This is a genomic window from Bradyrhizobium frederickii, from assembly GCF_004570865.1.
GTDB classification, from domain to species: Bacteria; Pseudomonadota; Alphaproteobacteria; order Rhizobiales; family Xanthobacteraceae; genus Bradyrhizobium; species Bradyrhizobium frederickii.
The window spans coordinates 278,593-301,658 of sequence record NZ_SPQS01000008.1; the positions used below are offsets into that span (position 1 = coordinate 278,593).

At 61.9% G+C, this 23,066-nt stretch carries 21 protein-coding genes and 1 pseudogene; 10 read left to right on the forward strand and 12 right to left on the reverse strand.

Translation table 11 applies throughout. The features are described 5' to 3' along the window. Positions 1–121: 121 nt before the first annotated feature. Positions 122–1,984: a hypothetical protein gene (locus E4K64_RS16515; RefSeq protein WP_135164447.1), complete on the forward strand. Its 1,863-nt coding sequence runs from the start codon at positions 122–124 to the stop codon at positions 1,982–1,984. A 66-nt stretch (positions 1,985–2,050) separates the two neighbouring features. Here the strand turns inward: E4K64_RS16515 and E4K64_RS16520 are convergent, their stop codons facing one another. Then, the gene (locus E4K64_RS16520; RefSeq protein WP_135164448.1) at positions 2,051–2,833 is read right to left on the reverse strand and encodes a HEPN domain-containing protein; all 783 of its coding nucleotides are present in this window, start codon (positions 2,831–2,833) and stop codon (positions 2,051–2,053) included. A 166-nt stretch (positions 2,834–2,999) separates the two neighbouring features. Beyond that, a complete protein-coding gene (mauJ, locus tag E4K64_RS16525) occupies positions 3,000–4,133 on the reverse strand; it encodes a methylamine utilization protein MauJ (RefSeq protein ID WP_135164449.1) in 1,134 nt (377 codons plus the stop codon). A 114-nt stretch (positions 4,134–4,247) separates the two neighbouring features. Between mauJ and E4K64_RS16530 the strand changes: the two genes are divergently transcribed. Continuing rightward, positions 4,248–5,165 (forward strand): hypothetical protein, encoded by a 918-nt coding sequence (locus E4K64_RS16530; RefSeq protein ID WP_135164450.1) that lies wholly within the window; start codon positions 4,248–4,250, stop codon positions 5,163–5,165. Positions 5,166–5,286: 121 nt separating this feature from the next. Here E4K64_RS16530 and E4K64_RS16535 read toward each other — a convergent pair whose 3' ends face one another. Beyond that, positions 5,287–5,547: a hypothetical protein gene (locus tag E4K64_RS16535; protein ID WP_135164451.1), complete on the reverse strand. Its 261-nt coding sequence runs from the start codon at positions 5,545–5,547 to the stop codon at positions 5,287–5,289. A gap of 303 nt (positions 5,548–5,850) precedes the next feature. Between E4K64_RS16535 and E4K64_RS16540 the strand changes: the two genes are divergently transcribed. Continuing rightward, positions 5,851–6,309, forward strand: a complete 459-nt coding sequence (locus tag E4K64_RS16540; RefSeq protein WP_135164452.1) for a hypothetical protein — start codon at positions 5,851–5,853, stop codon at positions 6,307–6,309. Between the two features lie 141 nt (positions 6,310–6,450). Then, positions 6,451–7,215 (forward strand): hypothetical protein, encoded by a 765-nt coding sequence (locus tag E4K64_RS16545; RefSeq protein WP_135164453.1) that lies wholly within the window; start codon positions 6,451–6,453, stop codon positions 7,213–7,215. Here E4K64_RS16545 and E4K64_RS16550 read toward each other — a convergent pair. Further along, positions 7,210–7,506: a hypothetical protein gene (locus E4K64_RS16550; RefSeq protein ID WP_135164454.1), complete on the reverse strand. Its 297-nt coding sequence runs from the start codon at positions 7,504–7,506 to the stop codon at positions 7,210–7,212. The genes E4K64_RS16545 and E4K64_RS16550 overlap by 6 nt on opposite strands. A gap of 207 nt (positions 7,507–7,713) precedes the next feature. Further along, entirely contained in the window at positions 7,714–9,147 is a 1,434-nt protein-coding gene (locus E4K64_RS16555; RefSeq protein ID WP_167772048.1) for an SEFIR domain-containing protein, read from the reverse strand. A 424-nt stretch (positions 9,148–9,571) separates the two neighbouring features. Between E4K64_RS16555 and E4K64_RS16560 the strand changes: the two are divergent. After that, positions 9,572–10,948, forward strand: a pseudogene (locus E4K64_RS16560) (ComEC/Rec2 family competence protein); the annotation flags it as partial. 7 nt (positions 10,949–10,955) lie between these two features. Here E4K64_RS16560 and E4K64_RS40355 read toward each other — a convergent pair. From E4K64_RS40355 to E4K64_RS16590, 6 genes are all read right to left on the reverse strand, one after another. Then, a complete protein-coding gene (locus E4K64_RS40355) occupies positions 10,956–11,390 on the reverse strand; it encodes a hypothetical protein (protein ID WP_167772049.1) in 435 nt (144 codons plus the stop codon). Positions 11,391–11,970: 580 nt separating this feature from the next. Continuing rightward, the gene (gene lexA / locus E4K64_RS16570; protein ID WP_135164500.1) at positions 11,971–12,672 is read right to left on the reverse strand and encodes a transcriptional repressor LexA; all 702 of its coding nucleotides are present in this window, start codon (positions 12,670–12,672) and stop codon (positions 11,971–11,973) included. A gap of 175 nt (positions 12,673–12,847) precedes the next feature. Next, positions 12,848–14,059: a molybdopterin molybdotransferase MoeA gene (locus E4K64_RS16575; protein WP_135164456.1), complete on the reverse strand. Its 1,212-nt coding sequence runs from the start codon at positions 14,057–14,059 to the stop codon at positions 12,848–12,850. Between the two features lie 212 nt (positions 14,060–14,271). Beyond that, the gene (locus E4K64_RS16580; RefSeq protein WP_135164457.1) at positions 14,272–14,478 is read right to left on the reverse strand and encodes a hypothetical protein; all 207 of its coding nucleotides are present in this window, start codon (positions 14,476–14,478) and stop codon (positions 14,272–14,274) included. Between the two features lie 167 nt (positions 14,479–14,645). Then, entirely contained in the window at positions 14,646–15,269 is a 624-nt protein-coding gene (locus E4K64_RS16585; RefSeq protein WP_135164458.1) for an HAD family hydrolase, read from the reverse strand. Between the two features lie 39 nt (positions 15,270–15,308). Further along, complete coding sequence (locus tag E4K64_RS16590; protein WP_135164459.1) at positions 15,309–16,442, reverse strand: alpha-hydroxy acid oxidase; 1,134 nt, start codon at positions 16,440–16,442, stop codon at positions 15,309–15,311. Positions 16,443–16,763: 321 nt separating this feature from the next. On the opposite strand from E4K64_RS16590, the gene E4K64_RS16595 reads away from it, so the two are divergent. Continuing rightward, positions 16,764–18,101 carry a S41 family peptidase gene (locus tag E4K64_RS16595; protein WP_135164460.1) on the forward strand — a complete coding sequence of 446 codons (1,338 nt, stop codon included), beginning with the start codon at positions 16,764–16,766 and terminating at the stop codon, positions 18,099–18,101. A 127-nt stretch (positions 18,102–18,228) separates the two neighbouring features. Here the strand turns inward: E4K64_RS16595 and E4K64_RS16600 are convergent, their stop codons facing one another. Beyond that, positions 18,229–18,483, reverse strand: a complete 255-nt coding sequence (locus E4K64_RS16600; RefSeq protein ID WP_135164461.1) for a hypothetical protein — start codon at positions 18,481–18,483, stop codon at positions 18,229–18,231. Positions 18,484–18,591: 108 nt separating this feature from the next. Between E4K64_RS16600 and E4K64_RS16605 the strand changes: the two genes are divergently transcribed. From E4K64_RS16605 to E4K64_RS16620, 4 genes are all read left to right on the forward strand, one after another. After that, positions 18,592–18,780: a hypothetical protein gene (locus E4K64_RS16605; RefSeq protein ID WP_135164462.1), complete on the forward strand. Its 189-nt coding sequence runs from the start codon at positions 18,592–18,594 to the stop codon at positions 18,778–18,780. Positions 18,781–18,957: 177 nt separating this feature from the next. Then, on the forward strand, positions 18,958–20,181 hold the full coding sequence (locus E4K64_RS16610; RefSeq protein WP_430642504.1) for an OpgC domain-containing protein: 1,224 nt from the start codon (positions 18,958–18,960) through the stop codon (positions 20,179–20,181). A gap of 170 nt (positions 20,182–20,351) precedes the next feature. Further along, the gene (locus E4K64_RS16615; RefSeq protein ID WP_167772050.1) at positions 20,352–21,056 is read left to right on the forward strand and encodes a Spy/CpxP family protein refolding chaperone; all 705 of its coding nucleotides are present in this window, start codon (positions 20,352–20,354) and stop codon (positions 21,054–21,056) included. Positions 21,057–21,077: 21 nt separating this feature from the next. After that, positions 21,078–23,066: a 2Fe-2S iron-sulfur cluster-binding protein gene (locus E4K64_RS16620; RefSeq protein WP_135164464.1), complete on the forward strand. Its 1,989-nt coding sequence runs from the start codon at positions 21,078–21,080 to the stop codon at positions 23,064–23,066.

A 23,066-nucleotide genomic window follows, 5' to 3' on the forward strand; every position in this document is an offset into this window, starting at 1 on the left:
AACCGCCCCGAGCCTCGCGCTCGATACGGCACCAGAAAGGAGACGACCGGGCCGCGAAGACGACACCCCGGAACTGACGAACGCCTTCACCGGCGCTCGTTCAATTCAGGCTATCGTTTCGATGCTCGCTCATTCCTTCAAGAGGCTTGCGCCCGCTGCAGCGCTTGTCGCGTCGCTAGTGCTGCCAGTCATCGCCGCGGCCCAGACCTTCCCAACCGTGCCGTCAGGGACCGTCATCGGCCGGACCCAGTCAGGGACCGGGCCCGCGCAGGCGATCCCGTTCTCGCAGCTCATCGCGTCGATGCTGTCGAGTTCGCTAGATCTCAACACGATCAACGTCAACTCGGTTGTCTACAAGGGCTCGACCAGCGGGCAGGCGACCATCAGCGCCCAGGCCGCAGCCGGAACTCCGACCATCAAATGGCCGACGCAATCCGGTACGGTGGCGACCGGGGCAACCTCTCCGATTGTCCTCGATGCCGTCACTGGCGTTATTAGTTGCCCGACCTGCGCGACAAGCTTCGTTGCGGCATCTCCGATTGTCGCCTCCCGCGCCCTCGCGCAGACGCTGAACCTATCGGACTTCGACGGAGTGGTGACAGCAGGTCACGCCTCTGCCGGCGATGGCGGCGGGGCTACGTTCAAAAAGATCGCCGGCACGTTCCTTGATACCCGCGCGCTGACCGGTTCGATCACGACGAACGGCACCTCCGGCTGCACCAATGGCACCTATTACGGTGTGGACCTCGACGGTGGCTCCGGACGAGGTCTGACGGGATCGGTCAGCGTGGCAGGCGGCGTTATCACTGCCATAACCCCGGCGTTCACCTCGTCGGCCGGGTATGCCGCTGGCGATGTGCTCTCGATCGGTAGCACCATTCCGGGCTGCTCCGGATCCAAGACTTACACCATCGCAACTGTTACCACCCCGACGGGCTCTTTCACCGACGCAGTCGGCAATAAGTTTCAGATCGTCTTCCCGGCGGAAGGCCTCGACGCGCGCGCGATGGGCGTCAAGTTCGATTGGGACGGCACCGATGGCACAGCCACCGACAACTTCACCACGCTGCAAAATGCGCTGAGCTTCGCTTATTACAAGACGAACACTCGCTCCGATCTCGGCGGCGCGCTCGGCGGACTGGTGCTGCTTGCCAAGGGCACCGCGATGGTGGGCTGCAGCGGAACCGCGGCGCTGGTCTCGCCCTATGGCGTGAAGGTAAAGGGGCAAGGTAACTACACTACCGTCATCAAGTTCTGCGACACGTTCTCCGCTGGTGCAAATCAGTGGGAGCTTTGCGACAAGACGAGCCATCTCGCGTGTTTCGGAACGCTGCTGGAAGACTTCCAGATCTTCAATGTCGTCGGCACCAACGGCAATTCTTCGCGCTCGGTGGTCTACACCAACAACGCGCAGCATGAGGCCGGGATGCGCCGCATGGCGATCTATCCAGGCGGCTGCGGGCGCGGCGTCACATATGAGACAGGCTACGGCGGCGCGACCTACATTCTGTTGGACAGCGTCGAGTTCAAGGGCGGTAAGTCGGATGCGAACTGCGGAGGCGCTGGCGGCGCGCAGGTCTACATCAACTATGGTTCGACACAGGTCCTGGTCCACAATCTAAACGTATCCGGCTTTTCTTCCGGTTCTGGAGGTCCCAGGGCCAACGGCCTCGCAATCGACGGCGGGTTCGTCGACATCGTCGGCTTCCACACCGAGCAGGTCATCAATCCTGTTACCCTCAATATCCCCACGGATATTTCCAAGGGCATGGTGAGAGCGCGCTCAGTTGTTGGTGGCGTCGACTGCGTGGGTCTGTTCTCCCTGTCCGGCGTGAACATTGCCGGAAATTTCATGTTAAGCCCGCCGATGGCCCTCAACGGCTGCACGCGGCTGGTCACGAACGGACAATCCGGAGCGACCACGAATCTGACGTCCGTGTCTGCAACTGATGTTGTGTTCACCCCTAATCCACGCGCTTGGTAATGCAGGATCGTATGCTGTCGGGGAAGTCGCATGTTTCGGCACGCAGTGATGTGGACCTGGGGCGCGTTACGGATCATCGCTAAAACGCGATAACCGGTCTCGCAGTGAAACAATCTCGGCACGAACTCGCTCAATTGGATTCTCAATTTTCAGTACAGGCGCGGCGGCGCGGTATCGGGCCTGCTCTCTTACACGCGAGAGTTCATTGAACAGCTCGACAAAGCGTCGGTCAACGTTGCCAAGCTTTGACCACCAGTTGATCTTGGCTCCGACCGTGCGATGAGTTCTGACCTCGTCTTCGTGGGCCGCTGTGATCAGCCTTGCCCTGGCCAGCAATTCCGACGAATTGTATAAGTTATCGATGAAGGGACCTTGAAGACCCTGCGACAATGCAAACTCTGCAGTGGCCGCGAATTGCTCTGCCGATGCGACCAAGTCTGCGGCACTTCGTTTATTCTGTTGGAAATCGAAGAAGATCTGCCACTTTCCATCGTCGTGCTTATAAACGGTCAGATGGCCGGCGTCGGCGTCGGCAAGGTCTAGTTCGTACCGCTGAAATTTGGCGATGTCGGATGAGTAAACGGGATCACCAGCCTTGACCGCCCTTGTGGTCTCTATCTCAAACGCCCCGCTGATCTCGCCGTTGAACCGTACCTCCGGGGGTTGCCTCGATCTAAAAAGCACCTGAGCGCACCGCAAGTGAAATGGAATTTTGAGCGTGCCTGCCGTTACTCTGCGGTGTACCTCCGGATTGAACCAAAGGTTGAAAGCCTGCAAAAGCGTTCGCTCTGGTCCGAACACATGGTCGGGAATGTCGAATTGTAGCGGCCCTTCGTCGGTGTCTATCATACCCGCTCTCCAATCAAGTCCGGTTCCATCCACGACGACTATTAATGAACGCGAGCGCGGCCTTCGCTACAGCTGGAGTGTTGTTATCCTGGTACGGTTTTGTCCCTTACGCCGCAATGCAGCGGCAGCGGTTCGAAACGCCCCAACGGCCGATGCGAGACGTAAATTATTTCCTCTCTATGACGGCTCCAGTGGCTGGATCTATCTCTTGACCATGCTTGTTTACACGTATCGCGGTTATCGTTGGCAGGACGACGTTTTCGATTTTCGGGTCGTTCGGATCGCCATGAGTTCCCATCATCATGTGAGCTTTCATGGTCACTTGGTGCCGGACCACAGTATCGGGCGAACCGAGCACCAATTGATCGACCTGACTTTGCTTGAGCTGGAGCGCATTAAAAATCGCGGCAAAAGCTGTTTGCCAAATGAAGTCGACTGCATATGCGATCTCAAACCCCGCGACGCGCTCCTTAATTTCGTCCTCGATTTCGGATCGAGTTCGGCCGTGCATTATACCATTTCTGATAAAAAATAGGTCGCGCTGCATGTCAGGCGACACGTTGAGACGATCGAGCAATGCTTGGATTGCTTGCTTCTGAAACGGCCTGTGCTCCGGCACGCAATTGCAGGTCGGACAGAATAAGTCTGATCGGCAATGTGGACATTTGTCGGTCACGCGGGCGGTGCTCTTTGTTAGCTCCGCGATCAACTCGAGAACGAACCAGAAGTATTGGAATTGATCTTCCGGAAATGTTGCCCTGACGCCGGCCGAGAACCAACGCATGGGCGTTCTTAGCCGTGCGATTCCATGACAGCTCTCTAATTGAGCGGTAGTAGTTAGGTTATCGAGCGCAAGATCCGCCCACCTTTCGGTGCCGCCGTCCTGTCCTCCATACACATAGGCCTGTCTAACCTCTAAGCCCGGCGTCCAATCCATAAGGAAACGCAATCGCGAGGCCCGAAACGAACAACTTGTTGCGAAACTTAGCGTGTCCAAAATTTCCCTGATCCGCGCGTCAGCAAGCGCCTCAGCTTCTTTGATATCTATGGCGTGAACGATCAACTGAGCCGCCAGTGCTTCGCTCGGGAGGTCGCTTTTGCCGGCGTTCTGAATGGACAATTCGCAATCCCGTAAACGGATCTTTAGCTCGGGGAGATCCGGCGAAAGGATGAGTGAAGACTCTATCCTGAAGTCGGCGATCCAACGCTTTAACGTGGCATCTGGAGCTGAGACCATATGCAGACCCATTGATTCGGCTTTGCCGCAGCATGACACGCCGAACGAGTGTGCGCCGCACATCTCGCGCTTGTCCCACCTATTCACAGCCGGTGGATTGTCTGAATTGAGCCTTTGACGTGCCGCGACTCAGGCGCCGCCTTCGCGGGCGCGATTCTGCGCTTGGTGGAGGCGAAAATGGCAAATGCTCAGCAGCCAGCTTGGATCGAGGCCCATCGTGCTGGCTGTCTCAAATGGCGTGGTGCCCCTCCGGGTATGCCGGCCGAGCTCGCCGACGAATTCATGACGAATCTTAAGGCGGGCAGCACCATCCGCAAATTAACCTCGGGCATGAAGGAATTTGGCCCGTCGCTGGTGAGCTATTCGCGTTTCAAGAAGCATTGCGAATTGCATCCTGAGTGGGCCGCAGAAGCGTGGCGAATTTCGAAGATCAATGGAGATTTCGGGAAAGGGCACAACAGGATCAAAACTCACTGTAAATTTGGACATCCTTTCGCTACCTATCAACGCCTGAACTTCGACAAGGGCAGCGTAATTCGGAAGTGCAACATGTGTCACTTCCTGAGATATAAGGAGGGTGGGCGGGTTAAGCCCGAGATTATGGTGAAGGTGAAAGCAGAGCTCGAACGTGGCGCCACCATCAGTTCCTTGACCGCTTCCGGCAAGCCGACCCGACTGCTTGCCCATCACGCCTTCAAGCGCGCTAGGCGCGAAAATCCTGAGATAGATATACTTGCCGCGAAAGTTATCGAGGGCTCGCGATCGCGCGCCCTTCGCACACGGTGGACCCGCGTCCACAACGAGATCAGGCGGGAGCAAAACAACGACTACTACATGATCCGTGCGCTGCTGCCGGTGAGCTTCCCGGACAAGGACGACGTGGTCGGCGCGATCTTTGAGGACCTGCTGACGGGTGCCCTAAAGCGCGAGAACGTGCGAGCTCGTGTGAAATCCTACGTTGCTGCGCACAATAAGCTCTTCCCCACTAAGTACGCCAAGTTCGGCGAAAGCCCGCTGCTTTCATTAGACGAGGCCATCTTCGAGGACGGCACCAGCACCAGGGGCGACAACGTGAGCCGCGGCCTTTGGGACTGAGCCCTTGTAGGCCGCACGATGCGGTGCCGGCGGCCTACGCCGGCTACCGTTCCGCACGATCGGCGCCGACAATGGATTGAAGCTCAACCGCCCCAGCAGGGCAAGCAAGGGCATGGATTGGCTATTTGGGACCGAAGGCGCTCAGGAGCCCGATTAGCACGGGTATCAGGGCGACGCAGGCCCATAAAGCTGGCGCGCCGGAGTTTAGACCGGCAATGAAGATCCCAATGCCAAAGCCGACGATAAACGCCGAGATCGCATAGGCAACTATTGTGTCCATCGCTCGACCCTCAAACAACAGGATCGATGCCTTAAGGACGCGCCGCGTCAACAAACGTTCCAGCGCGCCGAAGCGCCCCGAAAGGGGATAGACAAAATTCACCAAATCATGGTGGACTGGCAGTTGGGTTTGATCACCCGGACCGAGAATAGAGCCGCATTCCCTGGCAGGAATTTGCCCTGACGCCTGGCAGCGTTGGGCGGCGGCTGACGAGCCTTTTAGGCTCTCAACGGACGCGCTTGGCGGCGCGGCTCCGAACCCGTCCATATTGGCCGGGGGCGAGCGTGCTGTCCAGAGGGGCAACCCTTAAAAGCGTCTCGACCAGTCTTCTCGGCTGGTGATCAACCCCCGGCTGCCGGTCTGTCACCGGCGACGGCTTTGATCGGCCGAAACCGAGAGACCACCATGTCCAACCTTATCCGTTTCCCCGGCGGCTCTAATGCCGCACGCGCATCATCGAATGCTGCGGCCGACGATGGCCCGACGCAGGCTTCCCGCGATCGGCAGTGGGTGCTGCAGGATATCCAGCGGCACGTCGCGGCCCGCGACGCCTATACCCAGGCAGCCCTACGGGCAGCGTTGATGGCGGAGCAAAACATGCCCGTCGCCCAGATCGGCCAGGCCAACCTGGAGGCGGTCCAGGCTTATGAAGAAATGCGAGAGGCGGCGAGGAATCTGCTCTTAGTTATGCCCACCGAACTGACAGCGCTTATCGACCTCTTGCTCTACCTAGAGCGAAATTTCAGCATTCTTCCGATGGAGATCACCCACGCTTCCGGGTGCGGTCAATCGCTTGCATTCGACGTGCTCCGGACTGTGAGGTTGTCGCTCCGCAAGATCGCGCAATACGGGAAGAGCAGATGAAGCGCCGGCGTCGAGATCACAGAAAGTGCGACCGGCGGCGGCTGATGACGCACCGCCGACGGCTGCGACGTTAGTTTTCCACAACTTCGGCGGCGCTGGCGTCTTGTTTCAGTGCCGCCGGTCTGGCGGCATCAAGGCCAAATGGAATCGAACAATCTTCCTGGTCTTACACCTATTGCAGTCTTGGTGCTGTTCACTGCCCTGACCTTATTGCTGACAGCCGGGATCCCCATCCTCTTGGCTCCAGAGCCGGTGAAAGTATCCGATTGGCTTGGCTTTTCTGGTGCGGTTGTTGGTGCACTCGTCACCTTGAGCGCCGCGATTATCGCCTGGCGGGCAGTTCAAAAACAGATCGAAGCTCAGCGCATCATAGCGGAAAGACAGGCTGCAATTCAGAGCTATGATGTTCTTCATAGGCTTGCGACCACCCTCGAAGACGAACTGCGTCTCGCCCTTGCGCTAGGTGAGGTCGCTCACACATCGTCCATGATAGATGAGTTCAGGCAGAAATGGCCAGTCGACATCATTGCGGCCGGTCTTCTACACGCCCGATACCAGGACGCGAAGGATAGGCTTAGGGCCCTTCGAAATGAATGGGCCGTTGCTGACACCAAGAGGTGGCAATTTAGAAATGCGCTTGAAGCGCGCATGAACTTCGAAGAGGCTATCGTCGAGCTTGAACAGAGACTGAACACAGATACAGCGCTTCTCTTGATGATTAAAGACACCGATCTCACCGATACGAAAAAGGTGATCGAAAGACAGAAGATCGTGGACAAAATTTCCTTCTTAGATGTAGCTGCGAAGGTGCATGTGGCACGCACGAACTATACGACAGCGATTAACAAGGAAATTGCGAGCTTACTGCCCAAACTGGAAGAAATTCGGTCTTTAGCGAAGCTATGAACGAGGCCCCCGGCTGGGGCCGCCCACTATCGCAAGCCTTGGGTTGCCTCGATCGAAATTCGGGCGGACGTCAGCGCCGCGGCTTCCGCAGCCCTGACAGATGAACTGCGGCTCGATGTCGGACAGCCGCACCTCATCGCCCCAACGGTCAGCGTCGAGAGCAATGTGACGGCCGCAATGGCAATAGACCAGGACGCCGCGCACGCCCATGCCGCGCATCTCGCCGAAGGTGATCTTGAGCGGTCGACCGTCGGCGTGCGTGGGTGTGTGGCGGCGGGCAGGGCGGGGCATGGCGCCATCCAAGCGCCGCGCTGGCGGGAGTCAAATTATCAATCCCTAGGGGCCCGGAACGCGCGAGAGCTACTGCGCGTCGTGGTGGGCGGTGCCGCGGTTCACGCTGGCGGCCTGCCATGTTGAAGAAATCCCGGCTGACGAGCCATAAGGCCGCAATCCTAATCGACTGCGCGCGCCGGCTCTTTCCAGGGCCGGCGGCCTTTCCTACGGCGTCGTCGCTAATCGAGTTAAGTTCGAAAGCGCGGGAACATCCAAGGACTCGAATTGCCATCTCGGCAGGTAATGCGCCCCATCCTTCAAAAGGTCATTCACAACGGCTTCCAGCTGGCTCTTATCGGTGATCCCCAGCACGACGCAGAACTGATTGAAGTAGGCCTTCGATTGCGATCGCGCGAAGGGTTCAAATGGTGGTCGAAAGTGGAACGTCGTGTACAGCAGAGTCTCAGGCCACCATCGCCCGCCTTCAACGCCGGCCCGCAGGAAGAGCACGAAATCAGCAAGCATCACATCGGTGAACTTGATCGTGCTTACGATATGGCTTCGCTGCTCCAGAAGATCAGCACGCAGCGACACTCGACGGAGTTCCTGTTGCTTGCGCTCGAGGCTGCGCATGAAACGCCGAATGATCTGGAAACTTTTCATCGGCTCGTCTCGGCGATCATCAGGAACGTAGAAGCGCTGCCCAATGAAATTCGAGGCGTCGGTGAACCGCTCATACTTCAGCAACGCTGCAAGCGTATACAAAAACAGCTCGTGCACGATGAACAGGTAGTTGTCGAAATCCCATTCCCGCCAGGAATGCACGTCTTCCGGCTTGTCCATGAGAGGGATGATGCGCTCGAAGAAACGTTGTAACGTCCTGATCAGATCCGGATCTGACTTGGGTGCGGCTGACGCAATGAATTCGATGTATTCGTTACGATACGGCAGGAAGCGCTCAATGTTGTCGAGAACCGCCTGCGGAAAAACATCCGGTGCACTTGGCGCCAATTTGAATTCGGTTTTCAACACGTCGACCAGCGTGTCCAAGTAGAGATTCATGGAGGCAGCGGGATTGCCTACCGATTTGCGGATGATCTCGATCGACTGACGTGCCTTAGACCGCGTCGGGCTCGGCGAGCTGTCCTCCAATAGAAAGGCTGGCATCGCCCCCAGCGCCGGCTTCACGTACAGCGGTTTGTCGTAGATCCAACGGAGCAGTTGCTCAAAGTTTGTGCCGTAAAGGGACGGTGTCATGTCGATGTAGATGCGCGACCCCAGAAACTTCGGTAGGTAGGGCTCGCCATTCTCATCAACTTCAGAGACGATCGCTGAAAACTTGCTTTGATCAGCCTTTTTGTAGATTTCGGGGGACATGATTTGTGATTCTGCCCCGACACCGCCCTTCCGGCTGTCCGCCTTCTCAGCGTACTTCTTGTCACAGACAATGATGACCTTTTTGACCGCGGGGTCAGTGACCATCGATTCCATGAATTTGTATGCGTCGTTCCCTTCTCTGAGGTGCCACTTGTCGAGAATGACGTCGACGCCGCTCTCCACGAGCTGAGAGGCGAGATCGATAACCCATTCCTGGTGCTCCGGTGAGGACCAACTGTAGGAAATGAAAACGCGGGGTGCGGAAGGCTTGTCGCTGGTCAAGGGGCGCTCCGAAAACTCTGCCGATTCGGGATCACCAATGGTGACACGTAGCTTGGTAACCTACCGGTGATTGTGGAGGTTCGCCCCGCTATTCACAGATCAAGCCGGCCCGGTCTAGCATCGATATTCTAAGGCGCCGTTCGCTCTTGACGTTCCGCGAGCCAGAGAGCCTCCAGGCCGATACGGCACGGCAAGGCATCAGCATGACATCGACGCGCTCGTGCGCATGAGCGCATCTGCCGGAAATGAGCCGCAAAGTGACGATGCCGGAGGAGCGCGCCGGCCTGCTTGAGCTGGCGGGCAATTACCGGGACGAGGTGGACCGCTTGCGTTGGCAAATACAATGTGCTTCCCACGCCCAAATCTTTGGAAGCAAAAGCATCCTAAGGCGCTGTTTTTCCTACAGCAAATCTCTACTTGACCGATCTCCGGCTATCACATGGCGGTGGTCGCGGGCGTGGTCTTCTTCGCGGTGCGCGCGCTGCTGGCGTTGATCCCGGGCCTGGCCGTCGGCTTCGCCATCAAGAAATGGTCGGCGGCCGCAGCATTGGTGGCGGCCGCGTTCTATCTGTTGCTCTCGGGCGCCGAGGTCGCAACGCAACGGTCGTTCTTCATGACGGCGGTGGTGCTCATCGCGGTGATGGTCGATCGCCGCGCCATCACCTTCCGTACGCTGGCGGTGGCGGCGCTGATCGTGCTTGCGGTTGCGCCGGAGGCGCTGGTGCATCCGAGCTTCCAGATGTCGTTTGCGGCAACGCTCGGGCTGGTGGCGCTGGTACAGAGCGGCATGCCGAACCTGCTGGCCTCGCCCGATCATTCGGCGACTGCACGCGTCGCGCTGTGGGGCGGCCGCGAGATCGCGATGCTGTTCCTGGCCTCGCTGATCGCGGGGCTTGCGACCACGCCCTATGCCGCCTTCCATTTCCATCGCGTCACGCCCTATGGCGTGCTCGCCAATCTCGGTGCGATGCCGGTGGTCTCGGCGTTGGTGATGCCGGCGGGGCTGTTGGGATTGCTGGCCGCGCCCTTCGGGCTCGATAGCGTGTTCTGGTGGCTGATGGGACTGGGCATCGACTGGATGGTCGCGGTCTCGCGCTGGGTGGCGGCACTGCCGGGCGCGGTCGGCCGCATCCCGGCGTTCGGTATCGCGCCGCTGATCGCCGCGAGCCTCGGCATCATCGTGATGGGATTGTTGCGCACGCCCTTGCGGTGGTGCGGTGCCGTGGTGCTGCTGGCTTCCATCGCCTGGGGCCTGTCGGTACGGCAGCCTGATGTCCTGATTGCCGGCGACGGCGCGAGCGTTGCGGTGCGGGGCGGGGACGGGCGTCTGCACCTGATCAGGGCGGGCAAGGACGGTTTCCTGCTGAAGGAGTGGCTGGCGGCCGACGCCGATCCGCGCGAGGCCGGCAGCAGTGCGCTGGCCGAGGGCGTGTCGTGCGACGAGGCCGGTTGCCTGACGCCGCTCGCTGATGGACGCCTGGTCGCGCTGGCCTTGCGCATCGACGCGCTGGCGGACGATTGCAGCCGCGCCGCGCTGGTGGTGACGTCACGGCCCGCGCCGCCCGATTGCGCGGCGATGGTGGTGGATCGGCAGCGGCTCGCTCGCCAGGGCGCGCTGGCGCTGACACGGCATGGCGACGGATTTGCGGTTCAGGCGGTGAAGGCGAGAGGTGCAAGCCGCCCCTGGTCGCCGGCGGCAGCCGGCGAGGGAGATTCTGACATGACCCTCATGCCACGGTCGGCAGCTCCACGCGTCCGCGACGCAACGCCGTCGGAGGCCGATCTTCAGGCCGAGGACTGAGCTTCTATCAGCCGATCGGCAGGCGCGTGACCGGCGGCCGACTGTCTGCGATGATCTGCGGCTTGTTCTCGCGCTCGCCGACCGGCTGCGTCACCGGCAGCTGCAGCACGGTTGCGCGCTGGCCTTCGACCAGTTGAGTCACCAGCACGTATTTGCCGTCCGGAAATTCGATCGCGTCGTGATGGCGATCGGGAATGTGCGGATCGATCTTGCCGAACTTGCCGACGCGGGAGTTGACGGTGCGCGTCCAGATCCAGCGGTTGTCGTAACGGACGTTGTCGGCGAAGGCGAGCTCCGTCCCCGGCAGCAGGCAGACCGCAACGGAGAGATCGGCTTCGGAGGCGAAGCCGCGTGTCGAGGTGCCGCGGAAGGTTGTCGTGACGATCGTCTCGCCGACCTCAGCGGGGCGCGTCGCGATAGCATGCAGGCTGTAGTCACACATCGGGTGCTCCTCATGCGAAGATAGCGACCCGCGCCTCACTTGGAGGCGCAGGCCTCGAAGTAGAGCATGCAACGCTCTGCTCGGTTATAGGCGAATCTGCGGCTGCGATTCGCGAGGGGCGATCACATTAACTTTCCCGAAGTCGATAGGAACAAAGCCGGGTCCCGTGCATTTGGCCGGCGCGCATCTACGACTGCCAAGGTGTCGCCAGCTCGATTGCGATGCCTGCACGCTTGTATTGCGGGGTTGCGGACTTGCCCGTGCACTGCCGTGTTGTTGCAGAGATTCTGATGCGATTGCGTGGCAAGCGTGCCGATGCCGCGATCAGCGTCGCGACGGCTGCACCAACCGATCTGGCGCTCGGCTGTCCTCTCGAACCCGAACGGCCGTGAAGCGATGTTGCTTCGCGCGGGGTCCGACCGAGAATGTCGCCGGGGAGGAGGGGCCGGATCATCTGTGCAGAACCAGAAAGACGATCCAGCCGGAGCGGACATTCATCCGCTCCAATCTCTGATCGGCGCTGCCGACCGAAGGGCGCACGCAGACGCCAAAATATATTCCGGACCGAGTCCTTCCGGAATCAGTACTTCCGGTAAAGCCCGATCAGCTTGCCCTGAATCTTCACCCGGTTCGGCGGCAGGATGCGCACCTCATAAGCGGCATTGGCGGGCTCGAGTGCGATCGAGGCGCCGCGGCGGCGGAAGCGCTTGAGCGTGGCCTCCTCGTCGTCGATCAGCGCCACCACGATGTCGCCGGTATCGGCGCTCTCGTTGCGCTGGATCAGCGCCATGTCGCCGTCGAGGATACCGGCTTCGACCATGGAATCGCCGCGGACCTCGAGTGCGTAGTGCTCGCCCGCGCCGAGCATGTCGGGCGGCACGCTGATGGTGTGGCTGCGGGTCTGCAACGCCTCGATCGGCGTGCCGGCCGCGATACGGCCCATCACGGGGACTGCAACGGGCCGCTCGCCCTCGTCCATGGACGGGCTGGAGCTCGTGCGGACCTTGCCGAGATTGCCCTCGATAACGCTCGGCGTGAAGCCGCGCCGGGCGCCGGCGGCAGCCTGGAGCTCCGGCAGCTTGATCACTTCGATGGCGCGTGCGCGGTTAGGCAGGCGACGGATGAAGCCACGCTCCTCGAGCGCGGTGATGAGGCGGTGGATGCCCGACTTCGAGCGCAGGTCGAGCGCATCCTTCATCTCGTCGAAGGAGGGCGGCACGCCGCTTTCCTTCAAACGTTCGCTGATGAACCTCAGAAGCTCGTATTGTTTGCGCGTTAACATCTCGACCAAAGTCCCCCGGTTGACGTCGTTCGATTCCGAGACGATGAGTTCGGCGATAAGCCGCTGCATGCTCGAAACAAATCATGAACGGACACTATATGTTCGATACATGTTCCGCAACTGCTTAATTTACCGTGAACGGCGGCAAACTCGCGGAATGCGTGTGGCCGTGGACTCAGACGGGGAGCCGCAGCACCTCGCAGGGGCTGCCGGCCTCGGCCTTCGGCGCGAACGGTGCGCGCACGAGAAGTACCTGTGCCGCAGCAAGATTTGCAAGCAGGGAGGAATCCTGATGGCTGACGGGAATGGCGACTTGCGTACCATCGTCGCGCAGCTCCAGGCGCGCGCGCAGATAATCCTCGCGCTGGTCGTTGGCACCGAGGTCGCGACCCAGCACGGCGCGCTCGCGGCGATGATGAATCGCTGATCGGCCCGACAAGGCGCGAATCAACGGCACCATGAACAGGAACGCGCACACATAAGACGACACGGGATTGCCGGGCAGGCCGATCACGCGCATCGCGCCGAGCCGTCCGTGCATCATCGGCTTGCCGGGTCGTATCGCGATCTTCCAGAACGCCATCGAGATGCCTTCGCCCAGCAGCGCCTGCTGGACCAGGTCATGGTCGCCGACCGACGCGCCGCCGGTCGTGACCAGGATGTCAGCACCGCTCTCGCGGGCGCGGCGGATCCCGGCGGAGGTGGCCTCCAGCGTGTCGGCGGCGACCCCGAGGTCGATGGTCTCGGCACCCTCGCTGCGGGCGAGCGCGTGCAGGGCGTAGCCGTTGGAATAGACGATCTGGCCGTGCCCGGGGGCGGTGCCCGGCCTCACCAGTTCGTCGCCGGTGGCGAGGATCGCAACCTTGGGACGGCGGCAGACGGCGAGGTGCGGGTGATTCATCGCCGCGGCGAGCGCGAGATCGCGCTCCGTCAGGCGGGTTCCCTTGCGCAGGAGCACGTCACCCTCGCGGAAATCGACGCCGGCGGGACGGATGTGCCGTCCGGTGATCGCGGCTTCCTTGATGGTGACGCTGTTGCCTTCTGTGACGGTGTCCTCCTGGATCACGACCGCGTCCGCACCATCAGGGACGACGCCGCCGGTGAAGATCCGCACCGCTTCCCCGGCGCCGACCGTTCGGGCGAAGGGACGGCCGGCTGCGACCTCGCCGATCACCGTCAGCCGGGAATCGATCGTTGCCGCATCGGCCGCGCGCACCGCGTAGCCGTCCATCGCCGACATCGCTTGCGGCGGCTGCGTGCGCCGTGCCGCGAGGTCATGCGCCAGCACGCGGTGATAGGCTTCGTCGAGCGAAACCATCTGTTCAGGCAGCGGCTCTGCACCTGCCAGCACCGCAGCAAGGGCGTCGGAAACCGGCATCAGGGCCACGGGCGAAACTCCTGCTCGGCACATCGGTCAATGGGCGGCGAGAGTTCTAGCTGACTGCAGGCGCAAGGCAAAGCAGCACGCAGACTGATCTATCCTGCGTGATCTCCGTGGCGGGGGAGCAAGTGCAAGTCCGCCAAGCGCATGATCCGGAATGCGAGACAGACCGGGATGGAAGATGGCCATGGCAAGCACGAGCGCCACGCCGGAATCGGTCAACTCCCGGTCGGCCCGTCCGGGCTGACGTTCCAAGCGACGTCGGGCGGCTTGGGGCCTTGGTCCTTGTCGGGGAGCGGATCGGCCTGCGATTTCAAGTCCGCAGCCTTGCTGATCAGCTTGGCGGAAAGCTCGGAATCCGAGGTGTTTCTTGCGAATTCAAGCAGGAGAGAGGCTTGCTTGGTGAGGTAGGTTTTGCCCAGCACGTCGATCAGTCCGATGTAGAAGTCCCAACGGACTGATGAGTCCGAAGAGGGGTATTCCGTTCCGGGAACTCTGTATAAAAATGCACAAAGTGATCAGGTTCCAAACTTCCTGCAAACTTAGCTCCGGACGCGGGCCGGCTGCCGACCGCCGGGGAGGCAGCGCAACCTTAGATGCCCAATGCCTTCAAGGCGTTGCCGACGTCGCGGGGCGACGTCACATGCACGGCCGTCAAGCCACGCGCCCGTGCGCCCTCGATATTCTCTTCGAGATCGTCGAAGAACACGATGCGCCCGGCGGGCACGCCGATCGCCGCGACGACATGGTCGAAGGCGTCGGCATCCGGTTTGCGCAGGCCGATGCTGGACGACAGGTACAGCTCACGGAAATGGCCGAGCAGATCGGCATATTCCTTCGAGAAATAGTCGACATGCGGCCGATTGGTGTTGGAGAAGGCGTAGAGCGGCATCTGCTTAGCCGCACGCGGTAACAGCTCGGCGATATCTGGCATTTCGCCGGCGAAGATCGCATTCCAGCCCTCCAGGAACTGGGCGTCCGAAATGCCGATTCCCAGCGAAGCGCGCAACGAGGCGAAATAATCCGCGTCGCTGATCTTGCCGACCTCGTGCAGCCGGTAGGCCTCGTCGCGCACATAGCGCGCGAGGAGGCTTTCGGGCTGGCAGCCGGCATGTCCCGCCCAACAGGCGATCGCCTTGGAGAAGTCGATGTCGAGCACCACGCGCCCGAGATCGAACAGAAGCGCATCCGCGCTGCCGGGAGAGAGCGATGTCATTGCGTCCTTTTCACTTCAGTGTCGCAGGAATCCGTAAGGTTAGTACCGATAAGGCTCGTGGTCGAACAGCGGGAACGCGCTGACCACGCTCGGCGCGTTGGTGGCGGCCGCCGGATGCAGGCAGGATTTGTCGATCTCGGCAAATGACGTGGCCCCCAACAGGCCGAGGCAGCGCAGCACCTCGTCTTCCAGCAGCTCCAGCATCCGCGTGATGCCGGCCTCGCCGGCGGCGGCCAGCGCCCAGCATTGCAGCCGGCCGATGCCGACGAGATCTGCGCCTGCCGCAATCGCCTTGACGATGTCGGTGCCGCGACAGATGCCGCCGTCGACCATGATCTTGGCGCGGCCCTTCACGGCCTCGACGATCTCGGGCAACACATGCATGGCACCGCGGCCATGGTCGAGCTGGCGGCCGCCATGATTGGAGACGTAGATCCATTCGACGCCGTGATCGACCGCGATCAGGGCGTCCTCGGCGGTGGCGATGCCCTTCAGGATCAGCGGGATCTTGAACCTGTCCTTGATCATCTTCACGGTCCGCCACTCCAGGCCCTTCTGGAAATCGCCGCCGGTGGCGCGCAGGCGGCTCTCGCGAACGTAGCGCTTGGCGATGTCACGTTCGCGACGGCTGTAATGGGCGGTGTCGACGGTCAGGCAGAAGGCGGCATAGCCGTTCTTCTCGCTTCGGCTGACGACATCCGCGACGAAGGCGTCGTCGCCGCGGACATAGAGCTGATAGAGCCGGAGCGCATCGGGCGCGGCCTCGGCAGTGCCCTCCAGGCCCGGTTCGGACACCGAGCTCAGCATGTGCGCCGCACCGAAGCTGCCGGCACCGCGTGCGACGCTCGCCGCGCCATCCGGATCGAAGATTTCGAGCGCACCGACGGGCGCGAGCACCACCGGAAGGCGCATCTTGCGGCCGAAATGCTGAACCGAGCCGTCCACCTTGCGGACATCGCGCAAAACGCGCGGGCGAAAGGCGATCTCGTCCAGGGCCATGCGGTTGCGGCGCATCGTGGTCTCGGTTTCGGCGGCGCCGACGATGTAGTCCCAGGCGTTCTGGTTGAGGTTGGCCCGCGCTTTCCGGATGAATTCGTGCAGGTTCTGGAACGGCTCGTTGCTGGCGCCGAGTTCGACGTTCCGTTCCGCCCCGATGCCGGGTGCTTCGTTCATTGTTATCCTCCCGAGAATTTGAACTCTTATGTCATCGCCTAACCCGTCCGGCCCTGCAAAACTATCCTAAAATTGCATGGCTGCGAGGCGCGGGCCGGCCGATGATTCCGCTTGTGGACAGGGCAAGTCCTGCAACGTTGCCAAAAGTTTAGGTCCGGGCGAAACGATTTCTGCGGCGTGCCCGTCGGCGTGGCATCCCGGCCTTGAAGAAACCAGAATGGTATTGTGAGAAATGAGCTGGATCGCCAATTGCATGGCGCCTCCCAGGTCTCGACAGACAAGCCTAAAGCGAACCGCCAAAGCAAAAAGGCCAGCCCATCCATGCGGAAATCCCTGCTGTTCCCTCTGGGCACGCTCACCGGAGCGTGTCTCACCCTTCTGGTAGCCAGTCCCCAAGGCGGCGTATGGGCGGCGCGGGCGACAGCGAACGCGAATGATGCCTATTCCCAGCTCAACCTGTTCGGCGAAGTGTTCGAGCGCGTGAAGGCGAGCTATGTCGAGAAGCCCGACAATGCCAAGCTGGTCGAGGGCGCGATCACGGGCATGGTGACCTCGCTCGATCCGCATTCGCGCTACATGAACGCGAAGGCTTGGACCGAGATGCAGGAGACCACTTCCGGCGAGTTCGGCGGCCTCGGCATCGAGGTCACGATGGAAGAGGGCCTCGTCAAGGTGGTCTCGCCGATCGACGATACGCCCGCCTCGAAGGCCGGCCTGATGTCCGGTGACCTCATCAGCAAGATCGACGGCGAGGCCGTGCAGGGCATGACGCTCGAGCAGGCCGTCAACAAGATGAAGGGCCCGGTCGACACCAAGACCAAGCTCACCATCCTGCGCAAGGGCGCGGACGCGCCGCTCGACGTCGCGATCACGCGCGAGATCATCCATGTGCGCCCGGTGCGCTTCCATGTCGAGAGCGGCGACATCGGCTATATCCGCATCACCTCGTTCAATGAGCAGACCACCGACGGCCTGAAGAAGGCGATCGCGTCGATCTCCAAACAGGTCCAGCCGGAGAAGCTCACCGGCTACGTCGTCGACCTGCGCAACAATCCGGGCGGATTGCTCGATCAGGCCGTGTCGGTGTCGAGCGCGTTCCTGCAACGCGGCGAGGTCGTTTCGACCCGTGGCCGCTCTCCCGAAGAGACCCAACGCTTCACCGCCCATGGCGGCGACCTCACCAAGGGCAAGCCGCTGGTGGTGCTGGTCAATGGCGGCTCGGCCTCGGCCTCGGAGATCGTGGCCGGCGCGCTGCATGACCACAAGCGTGCCACGATCATCGGCACGCGCTCGTTCGGAAAGGGCTCGGTGCAGACGATCATTCCGCTCGGGTCCGGCAATGGCGCGCTGGCGCTGACCACGGCGCGCTATTACACGCCGTCGGGCCGCTCGATCCAGGCCCAGGGCATCGCCCCCGACATCGAGATCCTGCAGGACGTGCCGCCCGAGCTGAAGGGCCGCATGGACACCATGGCGGAGTCCCAGATGCGCGGACATCTGTCGGCCGGCGAGGGTGGCGAGCAGACCGGATCGCAGTCTTACGTCCCGCCGGAAGAGAAGGACGACAAGGCTCTGCATGCGGCCTACGACTTCCTGCACGGCGTCACCGCGAACGCGGTTGCGGCGAAGCCCGGGCCGAAGGGTACGGTGCCGAACTAAACTCTCTACGCCTCTTCATCTACGAAATCGCCCGGGAGTGGATGGCCATTCCCGGGCGAATTCTTTTGTGACGCTGTTTCGGTTCGGCGTCATGGCCACGGCAAGACGCGAGATTGCCGCGCGATGGTCATTGCTGCTTCTTCGGACCCACGTGGTGCGGGACCTCGGTCTTCGGTCCGCCGCCGTAATGGTGGCTGCCGCCGGATCCGCCGGCCGATGTGCCGTCGGTGTCCTTCTTGCCCATGTGGTGCGGAGTCTCGGTCTTCGGTCCGCCCAAATAGTGATGGCCGTTCTTGTCGTCGGTCTTGCTCGTCTGCGCCGTGGCAGGCAGCGCGACGAACGACATGATCGCGGCGGCGGCGATCAGCTTGCGGTGACTCATTCTGGTTTCTCCTGTTGATATCGTCGAGTCGGTGTCAATCAAGTCCCGGTGGCTCGATCGAGCTGCAACCAAACCCGCCGCGTGATTGTGTAAGTTGAGCAAGATCAAATGTCGACGCGCGCACTCGCGTGCGCCGTTGCGTGGATCGTCGCGTTGCTGCAGGCGACGAGAAACGTCGATCTTCTTACAGAAAAAAATTCGGCGCGCAGCGCGGGATTGCGGGCCGCAGGCAAAGTCGTCGGTCATGCCGCGAGCCGGATGAGAGATGTCGTGGCCGATGACTCTTCCGGGCGGTGACGACAGCCGCGGCGATTCATTACGCGATCGAGCTACAAAAAGATTTGGCTGGTGCGGCGAGCGAGTTTGATGTCCGTCAAACCCGCATCAATGACGCAACCTAGCGTGCCGGCGCGAATGAGCGGCGACATGATCGCGATCCGAAAGAGGTCGGCCGCGGAGATGGAGAACGAGCCTTTGACTGACGAGACTATCCACGCGCCTGGTCGGCCGTCACGAGCAGCGTTTCTCCTGCGTCGGCTGTTGTGGGAGACGATCACGATCAGATCGGTGCTGGTCAAGCCGCGGCGCGATGTACGCCTGGACCTGTTCCGCGGTCTGGCGAACTGGCTGATCTTCCTCGGACACATTCCGGACACGGCGCTCGCCTGGTTCACGACGCGAAACTACGGCTTCAGCGATGGCGCCGATCTGTTCGTGCTGATCTCCGGATACACCGCGACCTTGGTGTTCGGCTCGATGATGATGGAACGCGGCTTCGTGATCGGCGCAACCCGGCTGCTGCGGCGGGTGTGGCAGCTCTATGTCGCTCACCTGCTGCTGTTCCTGGTCTATCTCACGGCCGTGCACTACATCGCGCACAGCTTCGACGATCTTCATCTGATGGATCAGTTCAACGTCGCGCCGTTGATGAACTTTCCCGTCGAGACGCTCTCCCAGGGTCTGATCCTCAAGTTCAAGCCGCTCAATCTCGACGTTCTGCCGCTCTACATCGTGCTGATGGCCGCGTTTCCCGTCGTGCTCTGGTTCATGCTGCGCTGGCCCAACGCGGTGATGATCGGCTCGCTCGGACTCTATCTTGCGGCCCGTCATTGCGAGTGGAATCTGCCGGCCTATCCGGCTGGGGTCTGGTATTTCAATCCGTTCACCTGGCAGCTGCTCTTCGTGTTCGGGGCCTGGCTGGCCCTGGGAGGAGCGGCGGCCTGCCGCTGGCTGCTGTCGTCCCGCATGCTGCTTGCCCTGAGCGCCAGCTTCCTGGCCTTTGCGCTCGCGATGACGCTGGCCGAGCACATTCCGGAATTGCGGGACCGCGTCCCTGAAGCGCTCGCCGCCGTCTTCATTCCGAACGACAAGACTAATCTGGGACCTTATCGCGTCATACATCTGGCGAGCCTGGTATTCATCGTCGTTTCGCTCATTCCGATCGACTGGCCAGGCCTCAGGTCGCCGTTGCTCCAGCCTCTGATCCGATGTGGTCAGCAGTCGTTGTCGGTGTTCTGCGTCGGCCTCTTTCTGTCGTTCGTCGCCCATTTCGTGCTCGAATCCGGATCCGAAGGACTTTTGGCCCAGCTGCTGGTCGGTGCCGCCGGCCTCTGGATCATGACGATCGTGGCCTACTACCGAACCTGGTCGAAAGACGTCGACAGGACTCGCTTCACCGGCGAGGAGGCGAGCGGATGAAGAGGTCCGGGCTGATCTTAACGGAAGAGACCGTCAAGCTGCGTGGCGTTTGCGCGCGTAAGAGCCGCGGCCGCTTCGCGTCTATGACGCCTGACCCGCGCAGCACTGCACCGCTCGATCGTCGACCTCGACGATCGGATCACCATCCAAATCAAACCAGGAGAATGACCATGAACCGTCCGAGACATGTCTTCGTAAAAGCAGCCGCCTTCGCCGTGCTCCTGCTGGCCCCGGTTGGGCTGTCGCCTGCAATCGCCGCCGGCTTTGGCCAGATCGCGATGATGGATGACGACAAGATGTCGAAGATGCCTGCTTCCTCGGATTCGAGCGGCAAGATGAACACCGGCGAACCTGCGGGGCAGCCGAACATGAGTGGCGGCCGAATGAACGACGACAAGATGAAGATGCCGCCGCAAGGCCAGATGCGGGACTGCCAGGGCGCCGGCTGTCGGGAAAATTCCGGCATGATGCCCATGATGCAGATGATGGAGAAGATGATGCGTGGCCAGATGAGTCCGCCCGCCGGAGGCGGTGCGACGAGCGGCCCGGCGGACGTGACAGAGCGGCTCGAAGGGCGCATTGCCTTTCTGAAAGCGGAGCTGCAGATCAGTGACAAGCAGGCCGCCGATTGGAGCAATGTCGCAGACGCCCTGCGGTCGAGCCGGCAGCATCTGCTCGAAGCGCGCAAGATGCTCGCCATGGACGACAGGTTGGGAGGCTCCGATCGCCTGGAGCACTACGAGCGGCACTTGTCGGAGCGTCTGGAGGCGATCAAATCGGCTCGCTTGGCCTTCACGCGGCTCTACGTGTCGCTGAACGAGAGCCAGAGGCAGACCGCGGATACGATCCTGTTGCCGCTGATCGCATCGTTCTGACCCTGACGTGAACGCAACATCATGTTCGGTTCGTCCTTTCGATGTCGCTCCGGCCTGTTTGCGCTTGCCATCCTGGCGAGCCAGCCCTTCGCGATTGCTGCGCCTGCCTCGGACGTCGGCCGCGGCTTGCCGCACGCCGCCGGTCGGTTCGCCCAGCGCTGGCAGGTCGCGGAGGCAGAGGGCGATCACGCCGCCCACCATCCCGCCGGAACCGGCGGAGAAGCGAGGCCGAAGCCGGATGGATCAGCCGGTTCAAGCGAGGGTCATGCGGCGGGCGCGCCGCCTGGCGCTGCCGCGGCGGGCATGATGGATGGAATGGACGGCATGATGGGCCGGCCGCGGAAGGCGTTCTATCCGGCATTGATGGACATGCCGGCGCTGTCCGCCGAGCAGAGGAGCAGTCTTGAGGGCCAGGCGCGCGCGCGGATCAGCGCTGAGGCCGATCGCCTGGCGAGTGCTGAAATGGACCTGCGGCACGCGGTCGCCGGGGGCGACATCGTTGCCGCGGATCAGGCCTCGCGTCGGCTTCGCGAATCCCTGAACGAGGTCCAGAGCGGTGTGATCGCCCTGCGTTCGCTTCACGAAGGCAAACCGCCGCAGCAGATCGCGCAGGCCTGGTTCAAGTCGCAAATGAACCTGCTGCCTGCTCGAAGCGCCATGGATGCCGATGACGGCGCGACGGCAATCTCCTGGTTTCACGTCACCACCATGGCGCTGCTGGTGCTGTTCTCCGTGGGAATGCTTGCGATCTATCTCGCGCGCATGCGCCGGGCGAACGCGCTCGTCGACCGACTGGCGCGCGCGGCGGTCGCTCCGGTCGCTGCCACGCGACTCGTGGCCACGCCGACCGCCGGCCCGCCGAACGACAGGGACGGAACGACACTCTCCCGGGATCCGGACCGCCGACCGCAGCGCGGGGCGGCGAGCGGCCCCTGGAAAGGCAAGCTGAGAATCTGTGCGATCTATCAGGAGACGCCTGATGTGAAGACCTTCCGTCTGCAGGCAGCGGAGGGTGGTGCGATCCCGTTTACGTTCCTGCCCGGGCAGTTCCTGACCTACGCCATCGAGATTGGCGGACAGACAGTCAGGCGCTCCTACACGATCGCCTCGTCCGCCGCCCAGACCGCCTATGTCGAGACCACGATCAAGCGCCAAGAAGGCGGGCTGCTGTCCGACTACATGCATGGCCGCTTGAAGGAGAGGGACCTCGTCGAGGTCGCAGGCCCGTCCGGCGCCTTTACGTTCACGGGGACGGAGGCCGACAGCGTCGTCCTGATTGGCGGCGGCGTCGGTATCACGCCGCTGATGGCGGCGATCCGGTATCTCTCGGACATCGCATGGCCCGGCCAGATCTACCTCGTCTATGGCGCGCAGACGACGGAGCAATTCATCTTCCGCGACGAGCTGGAATATCTCCAGCGCAGGATGAACAATCTGCACGTCGCGGCCACGATGATGCGGGCGGCGGGCACGTCCTGGATGGGACGCGAGGGGCAGATCACAGCCGAATTCCTGACGCAGGCCGTGCCGGACCTTGCGAAGCGGCGCGTTCATCTGTGCGGTCCGCCCGGAATGATGGAGGCGCTCCGCAAAACCCTGATCGGCCTCGGCGTGCCGGGCGAGCGGATCAAGACGGAAGCCTTCGGGCCGGCCCGCGGCGCCGTTCCACCGCCCGGCAAGGTCGCCGCCGAGGCGGGGGTGCCGGAAGATGAAGCCGGCAACCAAGGGGCCGCGGCAATCGGCCCGGCAACGGCAACCATCCGCTTCACGAGATCCGGCAAGATTGCGGCGTTACCGCCGGACAAGAGCGTCCTGGAGGTCGCTGAGAGCGCCGGAGTTGCGATCGACTATTCCTGCAGGGCCGGGGTCTGCGGGCTCTGCAAGACCCATCTGTTGCAAGGGAACGTCGCGATGGAGGTTCAGGACGCCCTGACCGCGGACGACAAGGCGAACGGTCTCATCCTAGCCTGCCAGGCGAGATCCATCGGCGATCTGGTTGTCGAGGCCTGA